Consider the following 21,041-nt stretch of genomic DNA (forward strand, 5'->3'; position numbering starts at 1 on the left):
TGGGGCCCGACCGGCCCCGTACGGGACGCCTCGCCCCACCGGCCCCCGGCGCCGGGGGAGGCCGGCGGCGGCCCGGGCACGGCACGGCGCACCAACGACCCACTGCGCGGAGGGCCACATGCGGCGGACGCAACCGGAGGGCCACGGGCCCGTCCGCTACGGGCCGCCGCTGCCCGCGGACGGGCTCCCCGTACTGCCCGAGCTCGTCGAGGTGCTCGCCCGGGCGGCCCCCCGCTCCGACGCCGAACCCGTCGGCGGCGGACGGGACCTGCTGGACGCGGCCCTCGGCTACTGGGAGCGGCGGGCCGTCCCGGCCGCCGCCGACCGGCTCGCCGCCGCCCCCGGTGCCCCCGCGCTGCTGCTCGCCCTGACCGCCGCCCTCGGCGGTGACGTCCTGGTGCCCCGCCCCTGCGCCGCCTGGTGGGCACCGTACGCGCGCCTGCTGGGCCGCCCCGTCTTCCATGTGGCCACCCCCGCCGAGTGCGGCGGCGTCCCGGACCCGTACGCCCTGCTGGAGACCGTGCGCCGGGTGCGCGACGAGGGCGGCGACCCCCGGCTCCTCGTGCTGTCCGTCGCCGACGACCCGACCGGCACCGCCGCCCCGCCCGAACTGCTGCACGAGGCCGTGGAGGCCGCCGCCGGCGCCGGACTGCACCTGGTCAGCGACGAGACCTGGCGGGACACCCTGCACGCCCCGCACGACACCGTGCCGGTCAGCCCGGCCGAGATGCTGCCCGAGCGGGTCACCGTCGTCACCGACCTCGCCGGCGCCCTGCTGCCCGCCGGCTGGCCCGCCGCCGTCGCCCGATTCCCCGCCGGGGACGGGGGCGACGGCCTGCACGCGCGCGTGCTCGACATCCTCACCGCGCTCGGCGCCCGTGTCGCCGCGCCCGTCGCCGCGGCCGCCGCGTACGTCCTCGGCGAGCCCGAGCCGGTCACCGCGCGCGTGGCCGCCGCCGTACGCCTGCACGCGCGCGTGGCCGCCGCCGCGCACGGTGTCGTCGTCGGCGCGGGCGCGCTGGCGCTGCCGCCCCGGGCCGGCCGTCATCTCTACGCCGACCTCGGTCCGTTGCGCACCGCGCTGTCCGCGCACGGCGTGGGGGACGCGCAGGACCTGGAGGACTTCCTCACCGCCCGGCTCGGCATGCCCGCGCCGGGCGGTCACCGCTTCGGGGACGACCTCGGGGCGCTGCGCGTGCGCCTGTCCACCGGCCCGCTGCTCGGCACCACCGACGCCGAGCGCACGGAATGCCTCACGTCACCCACCCCCTTGGAACTGCCACACGTGCACCGTGCGTTGATCCATCTGAGGTCGGTCTTCGACGATCTCCGTGACGACGCTCAGCGATGGGAGCCTCCTCGATGACGCAGCAGTCCGAGACGACCACGACCCAGACCGCGACCACCACCGAGAGCCCCAACACCACCGAGAGCGCCAACACCGCCGAGAGTGCGACCACTGTCGAGAGTGCGACAGCCGCCGGGACCGCGACCGGCATAGACAGCACCGCAATTGTCGGTGCCGCGGCACCCGCCCATGACGGTGCGGCCACGGCCGGCCCGGTCACCGTCCTGGCGGCCGCGCCCGGGGGCATCGCCGTCAGGCCCTCCCCGCCGTCGTTCCCGCCGCTCGCCCAACCCCGGCCGCTGGGCGAGCGGCGGGTCTGGCCCCGTACGTTCCACGACCGGCTCACCGCCCCCCTGCCCGGCCTCAAGGCCCTCGCCCGCTTCGCCCGCGAGGGTTCCGTACGCCCCGGCCGGGAGGGCCTCGCCGACATCCCCCTGCTGCCCTACGAACCCGGGCCGCTGCCCCGCGTCGACGCCCGCACCGTCGCCGTCACCTGGGCGGGACACGCCAGTTGGGTGGTGCGCGTCGGCGGCCTGACCGTGCTGACCGACCCGGTCTGGTCCCGCCGTATCATCGGCACGCCCGCGCGCGTCACCCCCGTCGGCGTCGCCTGGGACGACCTGCCGCCCGTCGACGCCGTCGTCATCAGCCACAACCACTACGACCACCTGGACGCCCCCACCCTGCGCCGACTCCCGCGCGACACCCCGGTGTTGGTGCCGGCCGGGCTCGGCCGCTGGTTCCGGCGCCGCCGCTTCACCTGCGTCACCGAGCTCGACTGGTGGGAGGCGGCCGAGGTGTCCGGGGTCCGCTTCGACTTCGTGCCCGCCCATCACTGGTCCAAGCGCACCCTCACCGACACCTGCCACAGCCTGTGGGGCGGCTGGGTTTGCACCGCCCCCGACGGACAGCGCGTGTACTTCGCGGGCGACACGGGCTACGGCCACTGGTTCTCCCGTATCGGCCGGCGCTATCCCGGTATCGACCTCGCCCTGCTGCCGATCGGCGCCTACGACCCGCGCTGGTGGCTCAGCGACGTCCACTGCGACCCCGAGGAGGCCGTCCGCGCCACCCAGGACCTCGGCGCACGCCGGATGGCGCCCATGCACTGGGGCACCTTCGTGCTGTCGGCGGAGCCGGTCCTGGAGCCGCTCACCCGGGTGCGGATCGCCTGGGAGAGGGCGGGACTGGACCGCGACGACCTGTGGGACCTGCCGATCGGCGGGTCGCGGGTGCTGGTGCGGCAGGAGACCTAGCGAGCCGTCACCACCCTCGCCAGGAGACCTGGCAAGCCGCCGCGCGCGACCTAGGACCCGGCCGCCGGTGTCCGGCGGATCCGTCGCCACAGGCTCGGTGCCGCGCTGACCAGCAAGGTCAGCGCGACCGCCGCCACCACGCCCTGCCACGGCTCCGGGAACAGCGAGCCGCCCAGGATCCCGATCAGCTGGTAGGTCACCGCCCAGGCCAGGCACGCCGGGAGGTTGCCGCGCGCGAAGCGCCGCAGCGGCCAGCGCGCCATCAGACAGGCCAGCATCACCGGGATGCGGCCCGCCGGCACCAGCCGCGACAGCACCAGCACCGCCACCCCGTGCTCGGCCAGCTTCTCCTGCGCCCCGGTCAGCCGGTCCTCCGGGGCCCGCGCGCGGATCGCCTCCAGCCAGCGCGACCCGCCGCGCGACCGCATCCCGCGCCGCCCCAGCCAGTACAGCGTCGCGTCTCCCAGGAAGGCCGCGAGGGACGCCGTCACGAACACCAGCGCCAGCGCGAAGGGAGCCGTCTGATGGAACGCCACCACCGCCGCCGAACTCACCAGCGCCCCCGTCGGCACGACCGGCACCAGCGCCCCGAACAGCACCAGCAGGAACAGCGACGGATAGCCGATCGCCTGCTGTGTCGACTCCGCGGGCACCGTCGTGGCGGTCGAGGCCAGCCCTATCACCGTGCGACCTCCGGACGTACGCTCTGCCCGTGCTCCAGCCGGTGCACCGTCACCTCCGGCGCCAGCCGGGCCGCGTGCCGTACGAAGTCCTCGCCCGGCGCGTGGAACTCATGGGGGCGCACCGCGTCCATGCCGATCGGCCAGTACGTGCCGTAGTGCACCGGCACCGCGCTGCGCGGCCCCAGCCGGGCCAGCGCCTGCGCCGCCCGCCCCGCGTCCAGATGCCCCTCGCCCAGGTACGGACCCCAGCCGCCGACCGGCAGCAGCGCCACGTCGACCGGTCCGACCTCCTCGGCCATGGTCGCGAACAGGCCGGTGTCCCCGGCGAAGTAGGTGCGCGCCTCGCCCTCGACGACGTATCCGAGGGCGGGGGAGCGGTGCGGTCCGACCGGCAGCCGCCGCCCGTCGTGCCGGGCCGGCACGGCCCGCACGCGCAGCCCGCCCACGACCGTCTCCTCCCCGGGGGCCATCTCGGTCAGCCGCAGATGCGTGAGGCGCCGGAGGCCGGGGACGGCGCGCGGCGCGCCCCGGGGCACCACCAGGCGCGTGCCCGGCGCGAGGCGCGCCAGCGAGGGCACATGGAGGTGGTCGGCGTGCAGATGGGAGACCAGCGCCACGTCCGCGCGCCAGGCGGAGGGCGGTGGCGGGGCGCCCCGGCGCCGGCGCAGGTGCGCGAGGCGGCGGGCGAACAGGGGATCGGTGAGCACACGTATGTCCGAGTCCACGATCGTGCAGGTGGCGTGACCCCACCAGGTGATCTCCACCGGCACCTCTTTGCCTCCTTCGCGCGACTCCCCCGAAGCCTACGGGCAGGAGTAGGGTCGGCGGCGAAACCCGGAGGTGAGGGGGACGCCATGGGACCGGTCCGCGTCACGGCGATCGCGAGTCTGACGCCGCTGGAGGAACTGGACGCCGATCCCTTCCTGGTGGACTCGCGCACCCAGCACGCGATGTGCGCGCGATGGGCGCGGGAGCACGGGTACGTCGTCGCGCGGGAGTTGCTGGTGTGCGGGCTGCGCGCCGATCACTGCGTGCTGTGGGACGGGGTGCGGCCCGGGGTCGACCTGTTCGTCGCGCCGAGCGCGCGGGTGCTGCGCAGCGCGCTGTCGTCCGTCGAGGAGTTCGCGGCGGAGTGCGCGCGGCGCGGGGTGCGGGTGGAGACGGTGGGGGACGCGGAACCGGCGTACGACGCGCAGATGAAGGCGCGGGTGCACCGGAGGCTGTCGATGCCGACGGCCGGCTACGACGGGCGGTGACGTCGGCCGGGGCGGTCACGGGGGCGTCGCGCGGGCGGGTCCGGGGATGAGGTCCGGAATGGGTCCGGGGATGGGGTCCGGGATCGGTCCCGCACCGCCGGGACGTGGTGCCGCCGGTATGACAGGCTGGTGGTGACACAGGCCCCGCGGGCGGGGGCGGGGCCGGGACGTGAGGTGGGCTCGGCGTGGGTGCAGGGCGTTGGCGGCGGGTGGTCTCCCAGTTCGGGCGGAGCCTCACCGTATGGGGGGTGTCCACGGTCACGATGCTCGTGCTCGCGGGCATCCTGCCGGACTTCCGGCTCCAGTCTGCCGACGGCGACAGCGCGACGACGATCGGCGTCACCGCGGCGATCGGCGCCGGTGTCTTCGGTGTGCTCTCGGCCGTCGTCTGGCCGCTCCTCGTACGGTTCCTGCTGCTCGTCCCCGCCCTCGTGCTCGGCCTGCTGGTGTTCTTCCTCAACGGCTCCCTGCTGCTGGTCGCGCTGCGGCTGACCCCGTCGGGGCAGAGCGAGGCGGCCCCCGAGACCGCCGTGATCGTGGCCGCCGTCATGTCCGCCGTGGCCTCCGCGACGGGCGGCGCGCTCGCCGTGCGCGACGACGACGCCTACCGCCGCCGCCTGTACCGGCTCGCCGACCGCCGCCGCGGCGGCGGCCCGCCCTGCCCGCCCACCCACGGCACCGTCTTCCTCCAGCTCGACGGCGTCGGCCACGACGTGCTCCGCGCGGCCGTGGCCAGGGGCGTGATGCCGACGGTCGCCCGCTGGCTGGGCGGGACGGACGGAGAGCCCGCCACGCACCGCCTGACCCCGTGGCGCACCGACTGGTCCAGCCAGACAGGCTCCAGCCAGCTCGGCATCCTGCACGGCTCCAACCACGACATACCCGCCTTCCGCTGGTACGAGAAGGACCGCGGCGAGGTGATGGTGTGCAACCGGCCGACGAGCGCCGCCGAACTCCAGCGCCGCGCCGTCGTGCGTACAGGCGACGGTGGACTGCTCACCGTCGACGGCGCCAGCCGCGGCAATCTCTTCGGCGGGGGCGCCGACGAGCAGGCCCTGGTGCTGTCCGTAGCGATCAACCGCCGCAGCCGCGAGAACCGCTCCCGGGCCGGCTACTTCGCCTACTTCTCCGACCCCGCCAACGCCGTGCGCACCGCCCTGTCCTTCGTCGCCGAGGTCGGCCGCGAGATCGGCCAGTCCACGCACGCCCGACTGAAGAAGCGCCGGCCGCGCGTCGCCCGGGGCGGCCTCTACCCCTTCGTCCGCGCCTTCGCGACCGTCGTCGAACGGGACGTCGTGGTGGCCGCCGTCATGGGCGACATGCTCGCCGGCCGCACCGCCGTCTACGCCGACCTGGTCGCCTACGACGAGGTCGCCCACCACTCCGGCCCCAACAGCCGGGACGCCGAGAGGGTCCTCGCCCGCCTCGACCGCTCGCTCGCCCTGATCGAGAAGGTCGCCGAACACGCCCCCCGCCCCTACCGGATCGTCGTCCTGTCCGACCACGGCCAGAGCCCCGGCGAGACCTTCCGCGCCCGCTACGGCCTCACCCTCGGCGACCTGGTGCGGGCCGGCTGCGGGCTGCCCGTGCCACGCCGGGCCGAGCGCACCCGCAGCGGCGCCGAGGCACGGGCCGCCGTGCGCGCGGCGCTGCGCCGGCCCGTCGAGGAGGGCGGGGAGCGCCACCGCCCCTCCCGCCGCTCGGAGCCGATCGTGCTGGCCTCCGGCAACCTGGGCCTGATCTCCTTCCCCGATGTGCCGCACCGCATGAGCAAGGAGGAGATCGACGCCCGTCACCCCGCCCTGCTGGCCACGCTCGCCAACCACCCCGGCGTCGGCTTCCTGCTGGTGCGCAGCGAGGAACACGACGGGGTCGTGCTCGGCGCGTACGGCGCGGAGATCCCCGTCGACGAACTCAAGGACGGCACCGGCCCGTTGGCGCCCTTCGGGACGGGCGCGGCCGACGCGGTGCGCCGTACGCACTCCTTCCCGCACACCGCCGACGTGATGGTCAACTCCTTCCACGACCCGGCCGACGGCGAGGTGCTCGCCTTCGAGGAGCAGATCGGCTCCCACGGGGGCCTCGGCGGCGCCCAGGGCAAGCCGTTCCTGCTGTCGCCGTGCGCGCTGTCCACGCCGGTGGCCGACGGCGAGGAACTGGCCGGCGCCGAACACCTCCACCGCGTCCTGCGCCGCTGGCTGCGCGAGTCGGACGGCCCCCAAGTCCCCCTGGAGCCCGAACGGGAGGAGCGGGCCGCCTGAGCCGGGGCGGCGCGGCGCCGGAAATTCGGCTGCGCCGCGGTCGTCGTCCGCACACACTGAGGGGCGCACATACACCCGAATCCCCTCAAGGAGCGCAGGCTTTGCAGGCCGCCGTCACCGTCACGCCCTCCCGGATGCCCGAACTCCTCCTCGGCCTCGCCACCGTGCGCCCCGTCTTCGTCTGGGGCGCCCCCGGCATCGGAAAGTCCTCCCTGGTACGGCAGTTCGCCGAGTCGCTGGGACTGGAGTGCGTGAGCCTGCTCGGCACCCAGCTGGCGCCGGAGGACCTCATCGGCGTACCGCAGATCCGCGACGGCCGGTCGGTGTTCTGCCCGCCGGAGAGCATCGCCCGCGACGAGCCGTACTGCCTGTTCCTGGACGAGCTGAACGCGGCCTCCCCGGATGTGCAGAAGGCGTTCTACTCGCTGATCCTCGACCGCCGGATCGGAAACTACGAACTGCCCCGGGGATCGATCGTGATCGGCGCCGGAAACCGGGCCACCGACAACGCGCTCGCCCGCCCGATCGCCTCCGCCCTCGTCAACCGCCTCACCCACGTCCACCTCTCGGCGTCCGCGAAGGACTGGCTGGTGTGGGCCGCTCAGAACGGCATCCACCCGTGGATCCTGGACCACCTCACCGACCGGCCCGACCATCTGTGGTCGACGCCGCCCAAGACCGAGGAACCCTTCTCCACGCCCCGCTCCTGGCACATGCTCTCCGACGCCCTGCACTCCTTCGGGACCGGGCTGGACGAGGAGACGCTGAAGATCCTCGCGCACGGCACGCTGACGCCCGCGCACGCCACCGCCTTCTGCGGCTACGTCAAGATCGTGCGCAGCCGCTTCGGCATCGAGGCGATCCTCACCGGCGACGCCCGCTGGCCGAACCGCCTGGAGGACCGGGACCTGCTGTACTACCTCGCGGACTCCTTCCGGGGCCGGCTGATCAAGGAACTGCCCGCGAGCAAGGAGCACATGTCGCCGAACGGCCGCCAGACGGCGTACCGCGCGAAGTCGCTGCTGGTGCAGCTCGCCGAGATCTCCGTCGAGGTCGCCCAGACCGTCATCGCCTCCGACGCCGACGGCAATCCCGTCCTGCCCGCCTGGTTCCTCGTCGAGGCGGCCCGGGACATGCCGCGCCTGGTGGAGGCGCGCCGGTGAGCCGCGGGAGCGGCGGCAAGGGGAAGAAGCAGCGGGACGTCGCGGGGGAGGCGTTCGCCGAGGGCATGCGGCTGGTGCGCGCCAACCCGGCGCTGGCCGCCCTCGACTTCGACACCTGCCGCCAGGAGGAGTGCGCCTCGGCGCCCCGGAACGGCCTGATCCGCGTCGACTCCAACGGCGTCCTGCACGCCCACCCGGCCCGCGTCGCCGACCCCGCCCTGTGGGCCTGGTCGATCGCCCACGCGGCCCTGCACCTCGGCTTCGGGCACGTCCCGGCGCACAAGGACGAGCGGGCCCAGCCCGACCGCCACGAGCTCGCAGCGCGCTGCGTGGTCGTCAACCGTTTTCTGCTCACCTTCCCCGTCGGCAGGGCGCCGGACCACCTGCCGCTGTCGTACCCGGACGGCGACGAGGAACAGCTCGCCGCCCGCTGGCGCCGCACCGGCCTCCCGGCCGTCTACGGGCACTGCGGCACCGCCGGCCCGGAGCCCGACCAACTCCTGGTCCCCTGGGGCTGGTTCGGCCGGCAGATGCCCGACTGGCCGCTGGCGTTCGCCACCGCCCTGACCCGCACGGTGTCCGCCGCGATGGACATGGCGGGCGGCCGACGCGACCACCTGACCGGGGAGCTGACCGAACAGCGGCCCTGGGAACGGGCGTTGAGCTGGTTCATCTCCTCCTACCCGCTGCTCGGCGGCATCGCCTCCGGCATCACCCTGGTCGCCGACGCCGAACTGGCCCGCGCGCACGGCATCGCGATCGCCGCCGTGAACACGGAGGCCGGGGAGATCTACGTCAACCCCGTACGTCGCTTCGACGACGAGGAGTGGCGGTTCGTCCTCGCCCACGAGATGCTGCACGCCGCCCTGCGCCACGGCGACCGCTGCGGCCCCCGCGACCCGCAGCTGTTCAACGTCGCCTGCGACTACGTCGTCAACGGCTGGCTGCGCGAGATGGACGTCGGCACGATGCCCGAGGGGCTGCTGTACGACCCGGAGCTGAGCTCTCTTTCCGCCGAGGAGGTGTACGACCGCATCGCCGGCGACCTGCGCCGGGCGCGCCGCCTCGCCACCCTGCGCGGCAAGGGCGTCGGCGACCTGCTCGGCGGCCCGCTCGGCCCGCCCGCCGACTACGTCGACCTCGACGAGTTCTACCGCCGCGGCCTCGCCCACGGCCTCGATCTGCACCAGCGCCAGGAGCGCGGGTTCCTCCCGGGCGGCCTGGTCGAGGAGATCCGGGCGCTCAGCCAGCCCCCGCTGCCGTGGGACGCCCGACTGGCCCGCTGGTTCGACGAGTTCGTGCCCCGCCCCGAGCCCGTACGGTCGTACGCCCGTCCCGCGCGCCGTCAGGCGTCCACCCCCGACATCCCCCGCGCGGGCCGCTTCTTCCCGCCGCAGGAGATCGCCCGCTGCACCTTCGGCGTGGTTCTCGACACCTCCGGCTCGATGGACCGCGTCCTGCTCGGCAAGGCGCTCGGCGCCATCGCCTCCTACGCCGAGTCCCGGGACGTACCGGCCGCGCGGGTCGTCTTCTGCGACGCCGCCCCGCACGACGCGGGCTACCTTCCGGTCACCGAGATCGCCGGGCGGGTCCGGGTGCACGGGCGCGGCGGCACGGTCCTGCAGCCCGGGATCGACCTGTTGCAGCGCGCGGACGACTTCCCGCCCGGGGCGCCCGTCCTGGTGATCACCGACGGCTGGTGCGACGTCCTGCGGGTGCGGCGCGAGCACGCCTACCTGATTCCCCAGGGCGCCCGCCTGCCGTTCACCGCGCGTGGTCCCGTGTTCCGCGTACGGTGAGCCGGAATGTGATCGGATGGGGGTACGGCACGTCCATGCGAAAGGAAGACACGTGGCTACCACACGCTCCGCTCACACCGTCTGGGAAGGCGACCTGCTCCAGGGCAACGGAGTCGTCACCTTCGACTCCTCCGGCATCGGCGAGCAGCCGGTGTCGTGGCCCTCGCGCGCCGAGCAGGCGAACGGCAAGACCAGCCCGGAGGAGCTGATCGCCGCCGCCCACTCCAGCTGCTTCTCCATGGCCCTGTCGCACGGTCTGGCCGGCGCCGGCACCCCGCCCACCAAGCTGATCACCTCGGCGGACGTCACCTTCCAGCCGGGTGAGGGCATCACGGGCATCCACCTCACCGTGGAGGGCACGGTGCCGGACCTCGACGAGGCCGGGTTCGTCGCCGCGGCGGAGGGCGCGAAGGCCAATTGCCCGGTCAGCCAGGCGCTGAAGGCGGTTCCGATCACGCTGTCCGCCAAGCTGTCCTAGCTCCGCTGGATGCCGCGACGGGGTCGGTTTTCGTGTGCGGCCTCGTCGTGGCTTGTCGCGCAGTTCCCCGCGCCCCTTTCGGGCTTCGCCCGATGCGGGGGCGCGGGTTCCCCCGCCCCTGTGAGCCCCGCGCCCCATTGACAACAGCCCACTCAAGTTTTGTGCTGGAGGTGGAGGCCGCCCGGTGGCGGGCCCTGGCGGGCCCTGGTGGAAGGGGACAGCGATGGGACGTCCGGTCGGGATCGATCTCGGGACCACCAATTCCGTGGTGGCCGTGCTGGAGGGCGGGGAACCCACCGTCATCGCCAACGCGGAGGGCGCCAGGACGACCCCCTCGGTGGTGGCCTTCGCCAAGAACGGCGAGGTGCTCGTCGGTGAGGTCGCCAAGCGGCAGGCCGTCACCAACGTGGACCGCACCGCCCGCTCCGTCAAACGCCACATGGGCGACGCGGACTGGCGCTTCCCCGAACAGGGTTCCGTCGACGGCACCCGCTACCGCGCCCAGGAGCTGTCCGCGCGCGTCCTGCAGAAGCTGAAGCGGGACGCCGAGTCCTATCTCGGCGAGGACGTCACCGACGCCGTGATCACCGTCCCCGCCTACTTCGACGACGCCCAGCGGCAGGCCACCAAGGAGGCCGGCGAGGTCGCCGGCCTGAAGGTGCTCAGGATCATCAACGAGCCCACCGCCGCCGCCCTCGCCTACGGCCTCGACCGCGGCGAGGAACAGACCGTCCTCGTCTTCGACCTCGGCGGCGGCACCTTCGACGTCTCCCTCCTGGAGATCGGCGACGGCGTCATCGAGGTGAAGGCCACCAACGGCGACACCCATCTCGGCGGCGACGACTGGGACCAGCGGATCGTCGAGCATCTCGTCAAGCGGTTCAAGGGCCAGTACGGCATCGATCTCACCGGCGACCGGATGGCCACCCAGCGGCTGCGCGAGGCCGCCGAGAAGGCCAAGATCGAGCTGTCCTCGTCCTCCGAGACCACCGTCAACCTGCCCTACATCACCGCCTCCGCCGAGGGCCCCCTCCACCTCGACGAGAAGCTGACGCGCGCTCAGTTCCAGGAGCTGACCGCCGACCTGCTCGACCGCTGCAAGAAGCCCTTCCACCAGGCGGTCAAGGACGCGAAGGTGAACCTGTCCGCCATCGACCACGTCATCCTCGTCGGCGGCTCCACCCGGATGCCCGCGGTCACCGAACTGGTCCGGGAGCTGACCGGCAAGGACCCGCACAAGGGCGTCAACCCCGACGAGGTCGTGGCCGTCGGCGCGGCGCTCCAGGCGGGCGTGATCCGCGGCGACGTGAAGGACGTCCTGCTGCTCGACGTCACCCCGCTGTCCCTCGGCATCGAGACCAAGGGCGGCATCATGACCAAGCTGATCGAGCGCAACACCACCATCCCGACCCGCCGTTCGGAGATCTTCACCACCGCCGCCGACAACCAGCCCTCGGTCGGCATCCAGGTCTACCAGGGCGAGCGGGAGATCGCCGCGTACAACAAGAAGCTGGGCGTCTTCGACCTGACCGGTCTGCCGCCCGCGCCGCGCGGCGTCCCGCAGATCGAGGTCGCCTTCGACATCGACGCCAACGGCATCATGCATGTCTCGGCCAAGGACCTCGCCACGGGCCGGGAGCAGAAGATGACGGTGACGGGCGGGTCGGCGCTCCCGAAGGACGACATCGACCGCATGATGCGGGAGGCCGAGCAGTACGCCGAGGAGGACCGGGAGCGCCGGGAGGCCGCCGAGACCCGCAACCAGGCCGAGCAGCTCGTCTACCAGACCGATAAGTTCCTGCGCGACAACGAGGACCGGGTGCCGGCCGACACCAAGGCGGAGGTCCGCTCGGCGGTGACCGAGCTGAAGGACCTGCTGGAGCGCGACGCCGGGACGAGCGAGCTGCGGGCGGGCGTCGACAAGCTCGCCGCGGTCAGTCAGCGCATGGGCCAGGCGATGTACGCGCAGGCCGAGCAGCCGCCCACCGCCGGCCAGGGCAGCGAGCAGACGGCCACCGCGCCCGAGGACGACGAGTCGGTGGTCGACGCGGAGATCGTGGACGACGACCGGGACACCAGGGGCGGGGCCGCCTAGAACGGGCTCTGCGAGGGCAGGCCTGGGTGGCGCGTGCGCTGGGTGGTGGATGCGGTCGGCAGTGTGGCGCATACGGCGTCCAGGACCGTCGCATACGGTGTGCCGTATGCGGTCAACCGGGTACGGAGCTGCCGCAGCGCGTCCCGGTGTTCCGCGAGCAGCGCCGTGTCGCCCGTCCGGGCCGTGAACTCCAGCACCGCCGGCAGGAAGTCCGGCAGTTCCCCGTCACTGAACTCCAGCCCGTGCGCCCGGTAGATCTCCCTGAAGCGGACCAGCGACCTGCCGCGCCGCCGGGTGTCGCCGCCCGCCCACCGGCTCAGGTAGAGGCTGTGCCGGTGGGTGAGGTCGAAGACCCGCACATAGTGCGCGGCCAGCTCCCGCGGCGGGGTCACGGCCGCGTGATCGGTGAACGCCCGCAGCTGCGGGGCCGCTTCGCGCAGCAGCGGCAGCCGGGCGTGGAAGTCGTCGCCGGGGTAGGTCAGACAGAGCGCGGCGGCCTGGTACAGCACGGCGTCCGAGGGCATCAGACCTCCTTGGCGTCCACCTTCCACCGGCAGGAGCCGGTGCGGTTCACCCCCGTAGCTCGACGCTAGGGGTGAGAGCCGGGACGCACCTGTTCACGGCACCCGTACGGGTCGGCGGCCTCAGCAGTCGGCGCGGCGGGCGCGCAGCATCTCCTTGGTGTCCCGCGCCGACGCGGCGTGCGTCGTCATGTGGTCGAGGACCTCCAGATGGGCGGAGACCTCCTTGCGCGAGTCCAGGTACAGGGCGCCCGTCAGATACTCGGTGACGACCATGTCGGGCAGCTCGGGCTCGGCGAAACGGAAGAGGGAGAACGGCGCGTACGTGCCCGGGTGAGGGCCGTCCGTGAACCGCGCGATCTGCAGCGTGACCCGGTCGCGCTCGGCGAACTCCAGCAGCTTGTCCAGCTGCTCGCGCATCACCGCGCCGTCCTCGCTCACCGGGCGCCGCAGGACCGTTTCATCCATGACCACCCACAGATGCGGCGGCTGCGCGCCCTCCAGGAGCCGCTGGCGGGCCATGCGCAGCGACACATGCCGGTCGATGTTCTGCGGGGTGGTCCGGCCGACCGTGCCGGCCTCCAGGACGGCCCGCGCGTACTCCTCCGTCTGCAGCAGGCCGGGGACGAAGTGCGGCTCGTACGAGCGGATCAGGCGCGCGGCGCCCTCCAGGCTCACGTACAGGCTGAACCACTCCGGCAGCACGTCGTGGAAGCGCTGCCACCAGCCCGGCCGGTTCGCCTCCTCGGCCAGCTGCACGAACGCCGCGGCCTCCTCCTCGGGCACCCCGTAGGTCTCCAGCAGGACCTGCACGTAGGGGATCTTCAGCGCGACGTCGGCGGTCTCCATCCGCCGTACCGTCGCGGGGGCCACGCGCAGCGCCCGGGCGGCCTCCTCGCGGCCCAGCCCGGCCGCCTCCCGCAGCTCCTGCAGCCGTCTGCCGAGGACCACCTGACCCACGGTGGGGGCGGGCCGCCGTTCACTCACGCCACGTCTCCCCTACGTGTCGAGACCTGTGATCAGTGTGTCATGTTCGTGCGTCAGGAAGTGAGCGAGTGAAGGTACTTGACCGTCGCCGGGTCGGCCGGGAGGAACGTCTCGATGGCCAGCTCGGCGACGGTCACGTCCATCGGCGTGTTGAACGTGGAGATCGACGACACGAACGACAGCGTCCGCCCCTCGTGCTCGATCACCATCGGCAGCGCGAAGTACGGCACCGGCTCGGCCGGTTCACCCCCGGACCCGGACTCCGGCACCGGATACGCGGCCACCTCGTCGTACAGCTCCCGCAGTTCGGGCGAGCGGTGCAGCGCGATCTGACGCTCCATCTGGTGCAGCAGATGCCCCCGCCACTCCGGCAGGTTGCGGATGCGCGGCGCCAGCCCGCCGGGGTGCAGCGTCAGCCGCATCGCGTTGAGCGGGGGTTCCAGCAGGGCGGGGTCGACCCCGTCCAGCAGCATGGTGATACCGCGGTTCGCGGCCACGACCGTGTACAGCCCGTCCACCACCAGCGCCGGATACGGCTCGTAGCCGAGGATCAGCCGCTGCAGGCCCTCCCGCAGCGCGTCCAGCGTCGGGTCGTCCAGCGACGTCTCCGGGTAGTGCGGGGCGTAACCCGCCGCCAGCAGCAGCGCGTTGCGCTCCCGTACGGGCACGTCGAGGTGCTCGGCCAGCCGCAGCACCATCTCCTCGCTGGGCCGGGAGCGGCCCGTCTCGATGAAGCTGATGTGCCGGGCCGAGGAGTCCGCGCGCAGCGCCAGCTCCAGCTGGCTGACCCTGCGCTGCTCGCGCCAGGCCCGCAGCAGCGGGCCCACGCCCCGGTCGGCGGGGGCGGTCGGGGAGGCGGTGGCACCGGTCGCGACAATGGTCATACCGACGACCGTAGTCGAGACGACCCCCGGACCGAGAGGTGTGCCGATGACCGAGCCGTGGACCCCCCGCGCACTGTCCTTCGAGGCGGAGGCGGTGTACCGGGCCAGAGTGCGCGGCTGTCTGCTGGGCGGAGCGCTCGGCGACGCCCTCGGCTACGCCGTGGAGTTCGACTCCCTCGGCTCCATCCGCGCCACGCACGGCGCGCGCGGCGTCACCGGTCTGGTCGCCGACGCGCGTGGCGCGACGGGCCGGATCAGCGACGACACCCAGATGACCCTGTTCACCGCGGAGGCGCTGCGCCAGGCGCACGAGCGGGAGCGCCACAAGGGCATCGGCGGCGCCGCGCCCCGCCTGGTCCGCTGGGCCTACGAGCGCTGGCTGCACACCCAGCGCGTCTCCGCCCCCGACGGCGGCCCCACCGTCGTCGCCGGACCCGGCGGCCCCGCCTACGACGGCCCGAGGGGCGGACTGATCGACGAGCCCTGGCTGTACTCCCGCCGCGCCCCCGGCAACGCCTGCCTCTCCGGCCTGGAGCAGCGCGACCACGTCCCGACGATGCTGGGCGAGCTCGGTCCGCCCGGCCCGGTCAACCCCGACTCCAAGGGGTGCGGCACGGTCATGCGCTCGGCGCCCTTCGGTCTCACCGGCGCCCCCGCCGAGCACGCCTTCGACCTCGCCGCCCGCTGCGCCCAGATGACCCACGGCCACCCCACCGGCTACTACGCGGCCGGCGCCTTCGCCGCGATCGTCGCCCACCTCGTCGCGGGGGACTCCCTGGAGGGCGCGGTCCTGCGCACCCTGCGGCTGCTGGCCCGGCACCCCGGCCACGAGGAGACCACCGCCGCCCTCGAAGCCGCCCTCGACCTGGCCGCCGAGGGCAGCCCCGACGCCGGCAAGGTGGAGAAGCTGGGCGCCGGCTGGATCGCCGAGGAGGCCCTCGCCATCGGCGTCTACGCCGCCCTCGTCGAACCCCGCGTCGACCAGGCCCTTCTGCTGTCCGTCAACCATTCGGGCGACAGCGACTCCACCGGCTCGGTCTGCGGCAACCTGCTCGGCGTCCTGCACGGCGACCCGGGCCTGCCCCACCCGTGGGTGGAGCGGGTGGAGGGCCGCGGGACCATCACGGCGGTCGCCGACGACCTCGCGGCGGAGTGCGTACGGCGGTGACCGGCGTACGCACGACCCGACCGCCGGCGCGCGACGCGCCGCGCGGGGCCGGGCAGGCGTAACCGCTCCGAGCACCGGGAACCCTCCTGACCAGGGCCGCGACGGCCCTCCTGTGTCAGGCTGGACGGGTACGCCCCGTCGAGGAAGGGAGCCGGGCCATGGCCGACGAACCGCTGTCCCAGAAGGAGATCGAGGACCGGCTCGCCGAACTGCCCGGCTGGTCCGTCGCCGACGACCGCCTCACCCGCACCTACCGCCTCCCCTCCCACCCGGCCGCCGCCGCCCTGGTCGTCCACATCGCCCAGGTCCAGGAGGAGCTGAACCACCACTCCGACCTCACCCTCGGCTACAACACGGTCGCCCTGGCGGTGAACACGCACAGCGCCGGGGACGCCGTGACGGAACGGGACTTCGAGCTCGCTCGAAAAGTGGCCGCCCTGGCCCCCGCCCATGGGGCAAGCTGAACAGGGGTGATGGCCCAGGGACGGGGGGAGCCACATGCTCGACTACGACAAGGAAGCCGCCGCCTACGACGTCCTGCGCGGCGGTGAGGCCCGCGCCGAGGCCGCCGCCGAGGCCGTTCTGCGCCTGGTGCCGCCCGACACGCCCCGCCTGCTCGACGTGGCCTGCGGCACCGGCATCGTGACCCGCAGGATCGCCGCCGCACGGCCCGGGACCCGGGTCACCGGCGTGGACCTGGCCCACGGCATGGCCCGGATGGCCGCGGCCCGGCTGCCCGGCGCGGTCGTCGTCGCCGACAGCCGGCGGCTGCCCTTCCCGGACGCCGTGTTCGACGCCGTCACCAGCGTCTGGCTGCTGCACCTCCTCGACGACGACGAGCAGGTCCGCCGTATCGTCGCCGAGTGCGCGCGGGTGCTGCGGCCCGGCGGCGTGTATGTGACGACGGTCGACAAGGCCGCCGCGCACAACGTGGGCAGCGACATCGATGTCGTCCTCGCCGCCCGGCCCCGCACGCCCGCCCGGGACGCCGCCGCGCTCGTCGAGTCCCACGCCGCCCGGGCCGGGCTGCGCCCGGCGGGCGAGGGCCGGTTCACCGGCCGCGGGCAGGGCCGCAGCCCCCGGCGCACCGTCGTAGACCTGCGCCGCGGCTGGTTCGTCACGCTGCCGCCGGGGCATCCGGCGGCCGACGGATTCGCCGAGCGTCTGGCCGCCCTGCCCGATCAGGACCGGCCGCGCCCGGACCCGTTGTTCACCCTGAGGGCGTTCAGGAAGCCGCAGCCCGGGATCCCGGCCGCGCGAACTCCATGATCCAGTTGGTGAGCCAGGTGTCCCCGCCGTCCACCGAGAACGCCTGCTCCCAGCGGGCGGCGGCCGGGGAGAGCCCCGACCACACGAACCGCACCCGCACGGCCTGGCCGTCGTGCGTGTCGTCGCCGTAGAACTCGCCCCGGCCGTCGTGGAAGCGGCCGACGACCGGCGGGAAGAGCGTGCCGGTGCGGCTCGCCGCCCAGTGCAGGGACCACTGTCCGGCGTCGGGGGCGAACAGGCGCAGGGTCGCGCCCCTGGCCCCCAGGTGCGGCATGTCGATCTCGTCGATGTTGGCGGCCCCGTCGAACAGCGGCCGGCACTGGGTCGTGGCCGGGAACTCCTCCCAGTCGCTGCCGGGATCGAGGAAGTCGGTGCGGCGGCGGTTGAGCACGTGCCACTCGCCGTGGAGGAAGTCGAAGTCGTGCGGGCTGCTCATCGGCGGTCTCCGGTGGTTCCCTCGGGCAGGCTGTCGGTCATATAGGCGTCGAGGTCGGGCACGTCGGGCGCGAGCAGGTGCCGGACCCAGGCGTCGCGCTCGTGCAGGACGGGCGGCAGTTCCCAGACGCAGCCGATCCACGGCCGCTCGACGGGGACGAAGTGGGTGGGGTCACGGTCCGGGCAGCCCAGCACCGGCTGGCCGGCGGCCGCGCCCCGGAAGTGCAGCACGTTGTCCCAGACCCAGCTGTAGGCGTTGAGGTAGGCGCCGTCGTCGCCGCCGCGGTGCAGGACGACGAAGGTCGCCGGTGGGGTGTCGTCGGGATCCGGGAAGAGGGTCGGCAGGATTCTGTATGCGGCATCCTGGATCTCGGATGCGATGCCCGCCGGGTCGGCGGTGACGTGGTAGCGCTTGACCCGCCGTCCCCCGACCTCGATCGGCGGCGGAACGGTCAGCAGCTTCTCCGTGAAGGCCATGACGCGACGTTAGGACCGCTTCACTGCCATCCTGTGTCAGTGAAGTCCAGCCGTCTCGTCTCGATCCTGCTGCTGCTCCAGACCCGTGGACGCATGACCGCGGCCCAGCTCGCCGAGGAGCTGGAGGTGTCCGTCCGCACGGTCTACCGGGACGTCGAGGCGCTGAGCGCGGCCGGCGTCCCGCTGTACGGCGACGCGGGCCACGCCGGCGGCTATCGGCTCCTCGACGGCTATCGCACCCGGCTGACCGGCCTCACCGCGGGCGAGGCCGAGGCCCTCTTCCTCGCCGGCGCCCCCGGCCCGGCCGCCCAGCTCGGCCTCGGCTCCGTCCTGGCCGCCGCCCAGCTCAAGGTCCGCGCCGCCCTGCCGCCGGAGCTGCGCGCCCACGCCGACCGGATCAGTGGCCGCTTCCATCTGGACGCGCCGGGCTGGTACGCGGACGCCGACGAGGTGCCGTATTTGCCGGCGGTCGCCGACGCGGTGTGGAACAACCGTGTCCTGCACATCGCCTACCGTCGCTGGCGCGAGCCCACCGACGTCGAGCGCCGCCTGGAGCCGTACGGCCTCGTCCTCAAGGCGGGCCGCTGGTACGTCGTCGCGGGCCCCGGACCCCGCACCTACCGGGTCGACCAGATCCTCCGACTCACCCCCTCCGACGAGGAGTTCACCCGCCCCGGCGACTTCGACCTGGCCGGATACTGGACGGCGTACCAGCGCGACTTCCACGAGCGGCTGCACCGGGCCGAGGCGGTGGTCCGGCTGGCGCCGGGCGTCCCGCTCCCCGGCCCGGTCACCGGCGCGGCGCGCCCCGAGGAGGACGGCTGGACCCGGGTCACCGTCCCCATCGAGTCCGTGGACCGCGCCCACGCGGAGTTCCTCCGGCTGGGCACCGCGGTCGAGGTGCTCGAACCGGCCGAACTGCGCGAGAGGATCGCCGCCACGGTGACCGAACTGGCCGCGCGCTACGGTGGATCGCCGAGGTGAGGCGCCGACCCGGGCTCAGCTCACCGTGCAGCTCTGATCGCCGAGCTTGAACGCCGTCGGTCTGGTGTTCGTCCCCGACCAACTGCCCGTGAAGCCGAAGCTCACGGACGAACCGGCCGCCACCGTGCCGTTCCAGCTCACGTTCTTCGCGGTCACCGCCGCACCCGACTGGGTGTAGTCGGCGTTCCACAGCTGAGAGATCGTCTGGCCGTTGGCGAAGGACCAGCCGAGCGACCAGCCGTTCCAGGCACGTGAGCTCGTGTTGCTGAGCCGCACATCGGCCTGGAAACCGCCCGACCACTGGTTGGTGATCTTGTACGTCACGGCGCAGGCACCGGTGGGCGGCGTCGGATCGGTGCCGCCACCCCCGCCGCCGCCACCCCCGCTGGTGTCGGACGTGTCGCCGTAGATGACACCGCGCCCGTTCGTCGACACATAGACCCGGCCGTACACCCGCGGGTCACCGGTGATCGCCGCGCCGGTGAAGCCCCACTGGTGGGCGTCGTCGTTGATCCGCGTCCAGGTCGCGCCCTTGTCCGTCGACCGGAAGATGCCGCGCACCCCGCCGATCTTCGCGCTGGTGTACAGCGTCTGGTACGACGCGCCGGTCGCCGCCTTGCCGAACCCCACGGTGTCGGCCTGATCGACGTTCGCCAGCTTGGTGAAGGTCGCGCCCGAGTCGGTGGAGTGCCACAGCCCGTACGCGCCGCCGCTCTCCCCGCCGGCCAGCCAGATGTCGCCCTTCGTGCCGGGCAGCGCCTTGAAGCGGACGCTGTCGCCGCCGGGCAGCCCGGTCGCGGCCGACGCGGTGAACGTGGCGCCCCCGTCCGAACTGACGTAGAACTTGCCCGACTTGAACCCGTAGAAGGTCTTGGCGTCGACCCGGTCCGACTCCACGACCGCGCCCGCCGGGATGCCGCTCGACGCCGACCACGACGATCCGAACCCCGTCGTGTACTGCACGCCCGCGCCCTTGGGGCTCCACACGAACCGGCTGCCGTCCGCGGCCGCGGCCACCGTCCCGCCGCCGCTGACGCCGGACGGGTCCGTGCCGGCGAACCAGTTGGCACCGTTGTCGGTGGAGAACGCCACATGCGGGCCCGAGTCCAGATCGCCGACCCGGACCACGGTGTCGGGGTTGGTCTCGGCGAAGTCCAGACTGGTGGTCGTGGTGAAGTTCGGCGAGGTGTACATCATCGACGGGACCTTCGTCAGGTCCGTGTGGCGGAAGCCGCCGACGTCACCGAGCGCGCTGAGCAGCGGGGCGCCGGTCGGGGGCGAGGCGAGGTCGTTGACCGCGGTCTCCTCCAGTCCCTGCACCATCGGCTTGACGGTGAACTTGGCGCCGCTGTCCCAGTTGGTGAGATTCTCGGTGCCGTAGATCGTCGCGCCCGTTCCGTACATCATGCGGGCGGAGTTGAACGGGTCGATCTCCAACGCCTCGGTCATCCAGCCCAGTTTGGGTGTCTGCTCGGGCGGCTGGGGACTGGCGCCCCAGGTGAGCCAGGGCGAGGACGAGACGTCCATGGTGTAGCGGTTGTCGCGGGTGGGATACGACGTGTAGTCCCACGCCTTCGTCCAGGTGCCGCCGCTGTCGGTGGAGCGGAAGATCTGGGTGTCCGGCCACCAGGAGCTGTAGCCGGTCGCCATGACCGTGCCGGGGTGCTTGCGGTCGACCGTCAGTCCGCTGAAGCCGTAGGAGGTGTCGGCCTCGGCCACCGGGCTGATGTTCGTCCAGGTCCCGGTCGCCGTGGCGTAGCGCCACAGTTGGCCCTTGCCACCGTCGTACGGGCCGCCCTTGTCGCTGTATGCGATGTACAGATAGCCGTTGACGGTATCCAGTACACCCTTGTGGGCGAGGTAGCCCGTCGGGTGGCCGGCCAGCCCGGTCCCCGTTGCACCCCCCTCCCCCTACCCGCACACCCCACTTTCCCTTTTCCCGACCCCAACATAAAGCGTCCTTGTGGTGCTTTCGGA

General features: G+C 73.4%; 20 protein-coding genes. 12 read left to right on the forward strand and 8 right to left on the reverse strand.

What is annotated here, in order from left to right; genetic code table 11:
• Nucleotides 1-118 precede the first annotated feature (118 nt).
• Together ACZ5NW_RS02660 and ACZ5NW_RS02665 are read left to right on the forward strand one after the other, a co-directional pair.
• Complete coding sequence (locus ACZ5NW_RS02660; protein ID WP_468741870.1) at nt 119-1,366, forward strand: aminotransferase class I/II-fold pyridoxal phosphate-dependent enzyme; 1,248 nt, start codon at nt 119-121, stop codon at nt 1,364-1,366.
• On the forward strand, nt 1,363-2,604 hold the full coding sequence (locus ACZ5NW_RS02665) for an MBL fold metallo-hydrolase (protein ID WP_468741871.1): 1,242 nt from the start codon (nt 1,363-1,365) through the stop codon (nt 2,602-2,604). The genes ACZ5NW_RS02660 and ACZ5NW_RS02665 overlap by 4 nt, the downstream gene beginning before the upstream one ends.
• A gap of 50 nt (nt 2,605-2,654) precedes the next feature.
• Here ACZ5NW_RS02665 and ACZ5NW_RS02670 read toward each other — a convergent pair whose 3' ends face one another.
• Nucleotides 2,655-3,287: a DedA family protein gene (locus ACZ5NW_RS02670; protein WP_468741872.1), complete on the reverse strand. Its 633-nt coding sequence runs from the start codon at nt 3,285-3,287 to the stop codon at nt 2,655-2,657.
• The gene (locus ACZ5NW_RS02675; protein ID WP_468741873.1) at nt 3,284-4,057 is read right to left on the reverse strand and encodes an MBL fold metallo-hydrolase; all 774 of its coding nucleotides are present in this window, start codon (nt 4,055-4,057) and stop codon (nt 3,284-3,286) included. The genes ACZ5NW_RS02670 and ACZ5NW_RS02675 overlap by 4 nt, the downstream gene beginning before the upstream one ends.
• Nucleotides 4,058-4,141: 84 nt before the next feature.
• Here ACZ5NW_RS02675 and ACZ5NW_RS02680 point away from each other — a divergent pair, with 84 nt between their 5' ends.
• From ACZ5NW_RS02680 to dnaK, 6 genes are all read left to right on the forward strand, one after another.
• On the forward strand, nt 4,142-4,543 hold the full coding sequence (locus ACZ5NW_RS02680; RefSeq protein ID WP_468741874.1) for a hypothetical protein: 402 nt from the start codon (nt 4,142-4,144) through the stop codon (nt 4,541-4,543).
• A gap of 185 nt (nt 4,544-4,728) precedes the next feature.
• A complete protein-coding gene (locus tag ACZ5NW_RS02685) occupies nt 4,729-6,804 on the forward strand; it encodes a phage holin family protein (protein ID WP_468741875.1) in 2,076 nt (691 codons plus the stop codon).
• Between the two features lie 101 nt (nt 6,805-6,905).
• Nucleotides 6,906-7,967 carry an ATP-binding protein gene (locus ACZ5NW_RS02690; protein WP_468741876.1) on the forward strand — a complete coding sequence of 354 codons (1,062 nt, stop codon included), beginning with the start codon at nt 6,906-6,908 and terminating at the stop codon, nt 7,965-7,967.
• A gap of 65 nt (nt 7,968-8,032) precedes the next feature.
• Nucleotides 8,033-9,766, forward strand: coding sequence for a vWA domain-containing protein (locus ACZ5NW_RS02695; RefSeq protein WP_468742966.1), 1,734 nt, complete (start codon nt 8,033-8,035; stop codon nt 9,764-9,766).
• Between the two features lie 52 nt (nt 9,767-9,818).
• Nucleotides 9,819-10,244, forward strand: coding sequence for an OsmC family protein (locus ACZ5NW_RS02700; RefSeq protein WP_468741877.1), 426 nt, complete (start codon nt 9,819-9,821; stop codon nt 10,242-10,244).
• 223 nt (nt 10,245-10,467) lie between these two features.
• Complete coding sequence (gene dnaK, locus ACZ5NW_RS02705; RefSeq protein WP_468741878.1) at nt 10,468-12,339, forward strand: molecular chaperone DnaK; 1,872 nt, start codon at nt 10,468-10,470, stop codon at nt 12,337-12,339.
• On the opposite strand, the gene narJ is transcribed toward dnaK, so the two are convergent.
• The 3 genes from narJ to ACZ5NW_RS02720 form a co-directional block, all read right to left on the reverse strand.
• Nucleotides 12,336-12,863, reverse strand: a complete 528-nt coding sequence (narJ, locus tag ACZ5NW_RS02710; protein WP_468741879.1) for a nitrate reductase molybdenum cofactor assembly chaperone — start codon at nt 12,861-12,863, stop codon at nt 12,336-12,338. The two genes, dnaK and narJ, sit on opposite strands and share 4 nt — an antisense overlap.
• A 120-nt stretch (nt 12,864-12,983) precedes the next feature.
• Nucleotides 12,984-13,847 carry a helix-turn-helix domain-containing protein gene (locus ACZ5NW_RS02715; protein ID WP_468741880.1) on the reverse strand — a complete coding sequence of 288 codons (864 nt, stop codon included), beginning with the start codon at nt 13,845-13,847 and terminating at the stop codon, nt 12,984-12,986.
• Nucleotides 13,848-13,900: 53 nt separating this feature from the next.
• Entirely contained in the window at nt 13,901-14,731 is an 831-nt protein-coding gene (locus ACZ5NW_RS02720; RefSeq protein WP_468741881.1) for a helix-turn-helix domain-containing protein, read from the reverse strand.
• 46 nt (nt 14,732-14,777) lie between these two features.
• On the opposite strand from ACZ5NW_RS02720, the gene ACZ5NW_RS02725 reads away from it, so the two are divergent.
• From ACZ5NW_RS02725 to ACZ5NW_RS02735, 3 genes are all read left to right on the forward strand, one after another.
• Nucleotides 14,778-15,899 (forward strand): ADP-ribosylglycohydrolase family protein, encoded by a 1,122-nt coding sequence (locus tag ACZ5NW_RS02725; RefSeq protein WP_468741882.1) that lies wholly within the window; start codon nt 14,778-14,780, stop codon nt 15,897-15,899.
• Nucleotides 15,900-16,057: 158 nt separating this feature from the next.
• Entirely contained in the window at nt 16,058-16,363 is a 306-nt protein-coding gene (locus tag ACZ5NW_RS02730; RefSeq protein ID WP_468741883.1) for a 4a-hydroxytetrahydrobiopterin dehydratase, read from the forward strand.
• A gap of 34 nt (nt 16,364-16,397) precedes the next feature.
• On the forward strand, nt 16,398-17,168 hold the full coding sequence (locus ACZ5NW_RS02735; RefSeq protein ID WP_468741884.1) for a class I SAM-dependent methyltransferase: 771 nt from the start codon (nt 16,398-16,400) through the stop codon (nt 17,166-17,168).
• Here the strand turns inward: ACZ5NW_RS02735 and ACZ5NW_RS02740 are convergent.
• Both ACZ5NW_RS02740 and ACZ5NW_RS02745 read right to left on the reverse strand, forming a co-directional pair.
• Nucleotides 17,125-17,604, reverse strand: a complete 480-nt coding sequence (locus tag ACZ5NW_RS02740) for a hypothetical protein (protein WP_468741885.1) — start codon at nt 17,602-17,604, stop codon at nt 17,125-17,127. The two genes, ACZ5NW_RS02735 and ACZ5NW_RS02740, sit on opposite strands and share 44 nt — an antisense overlap.
• Entirely contained in the window at nt 17,601-18,080 is a 480-nt protein-coding gene (locus ACZ5NW_RS02745) for a hypothetical protein (protein ID WP_468741886.1), read from the reverse strand. The genes ACZ5NW_RS02740 and ACZ5NW_RS02745 overlap by 4 nt, the downstream gene beginning before the upstream one ends.
• A gap of 39 nt (nt 18,081-18,119) precedes the next feature.
• On the opposite strand from ACZ5NW_RS02745, the gene ACZ5NW_RS02750 reads away from it, so the two are divergent.
• Nucleotides 18,120-19,064, forward strand: coding sequence for a helix-turn-helix transcriptional regulator (locus tag ACZ5NW_RS02750; RefSeq protein WP_468741887.1), 945 nt, complete (start codon nt 18,120-18,122; stop codon nt 19,062-19,064).
• Between the two features lie 15 nt (nt 19,065-19,079).
• On the opposite strand, the gene ACZ5NW_RS02755 is transcribed toward ACZ5NW_RS02750, so the two are convergent.
• Entirely contained in the window at nt 19,080-20,783 is a 1,704-nt protein-coding gene (locus ACZ5NW_RS02755; RefSeq protein WP_468741888.1) for a cellulose binding domain-containing protein, read from the reverse strand.
• Nucleotides 20,784-21,041: the final 258 nt, after the last annotated feature.

The organism is Streptomyces sp. NPDC032126, from assembly GCF_055580085.1.

Excerpts from the sequence above, each read along its gene's own strand:
- ACZ5NW_RS02660 (WP_468741870.1), top strand. The coding sequence starts at position 119 with ATGCGGCGGACGCAACCGGAGGGCCACGGGCCCGTCCGCTACGGGCCG.
- ACZ5NW_RS02665 (WP_468741871.1), top strand. The coding sequence starts at position 1,363 with ATGACGCAGCAGTCCGAGACGACCACGACCCAGACCGCGACCACCACC.
- ACZ5NW_RS02680 (WP_468741874.1), top strand. The coding sequence starts at position 4,142 with ATGGGACCGGTCCGCGTCACGGCGATCGCGAGTCTGACGCCGCTGGAG.
- ACZ5NW_RS02695 (WP_468742966.1), top strand. The coding sequence starts at position 8,033 with ATGCGGCTGGTGCGCGCCAACCCGGCGCTGGCCGCCCTCGACTTCGAC.
- dnaK (WP_468741878.1), top strand. The coding sequence starts at position 10,468 with ATGGGACGTCCGGTCGGGATCGATCTCGGGACCACCAATTCCGTGGTG.
- narJ (WP_468741879.1), bottom strand. The coding sequence starts at position 12,863 with ATGCCCTCGGACGCCGTGCTGTACCAGGCCGCCGCGCTCTGTCTGACC.
- ACZ5NW_RS02720 (WP_468741881.1), bottom strand. The coding sequence starts at position 14,731 with ATGACCATTGTCGCGACCGGTGCCACCGCCTCCCCGACCGCCCCCGCC.
- ACZ5NW_RS02725 (WP_468741882.1), top strand. The coding sequence starts at position 14,778 with ATGACCGAGCCGTGGACCCCCCGCGCACTGTCCTTCGAGGCGGAGGCG.
- ACZ5NW_RS02730 (WP_468741883.1), top strand. The coding sequence starts at position 16,058 with ATGGCCGACGAACCGCTGTCCCAGAAGGAGATCGAGGACCGGCTCGCC.
- ACZ5NW_RS02735 (WP_468741884.1), top strand. The coding sequence starts at position 16,398 with ATGCTCGACTACGACAAGGAAGCCGCCGCCTACGACGTCCTGCGCGGC.
- ACZ5NW_RS02740 (WP_468741885.1), bottom strand. The coding sequence starts at position 17,604 with ATGAGCAGCCCGCACGACTTCGACTTCCTCCACGGCGAGTGGCACGTG.
- ACZ5NW_RS02745 (WP_468741886.1), bottom strand. The coding sequence starts at position 18,080 with ATGGCCTTCACGGAGAAGCTGCTGACCGTTCCGCCGCCGATCGAGGTC.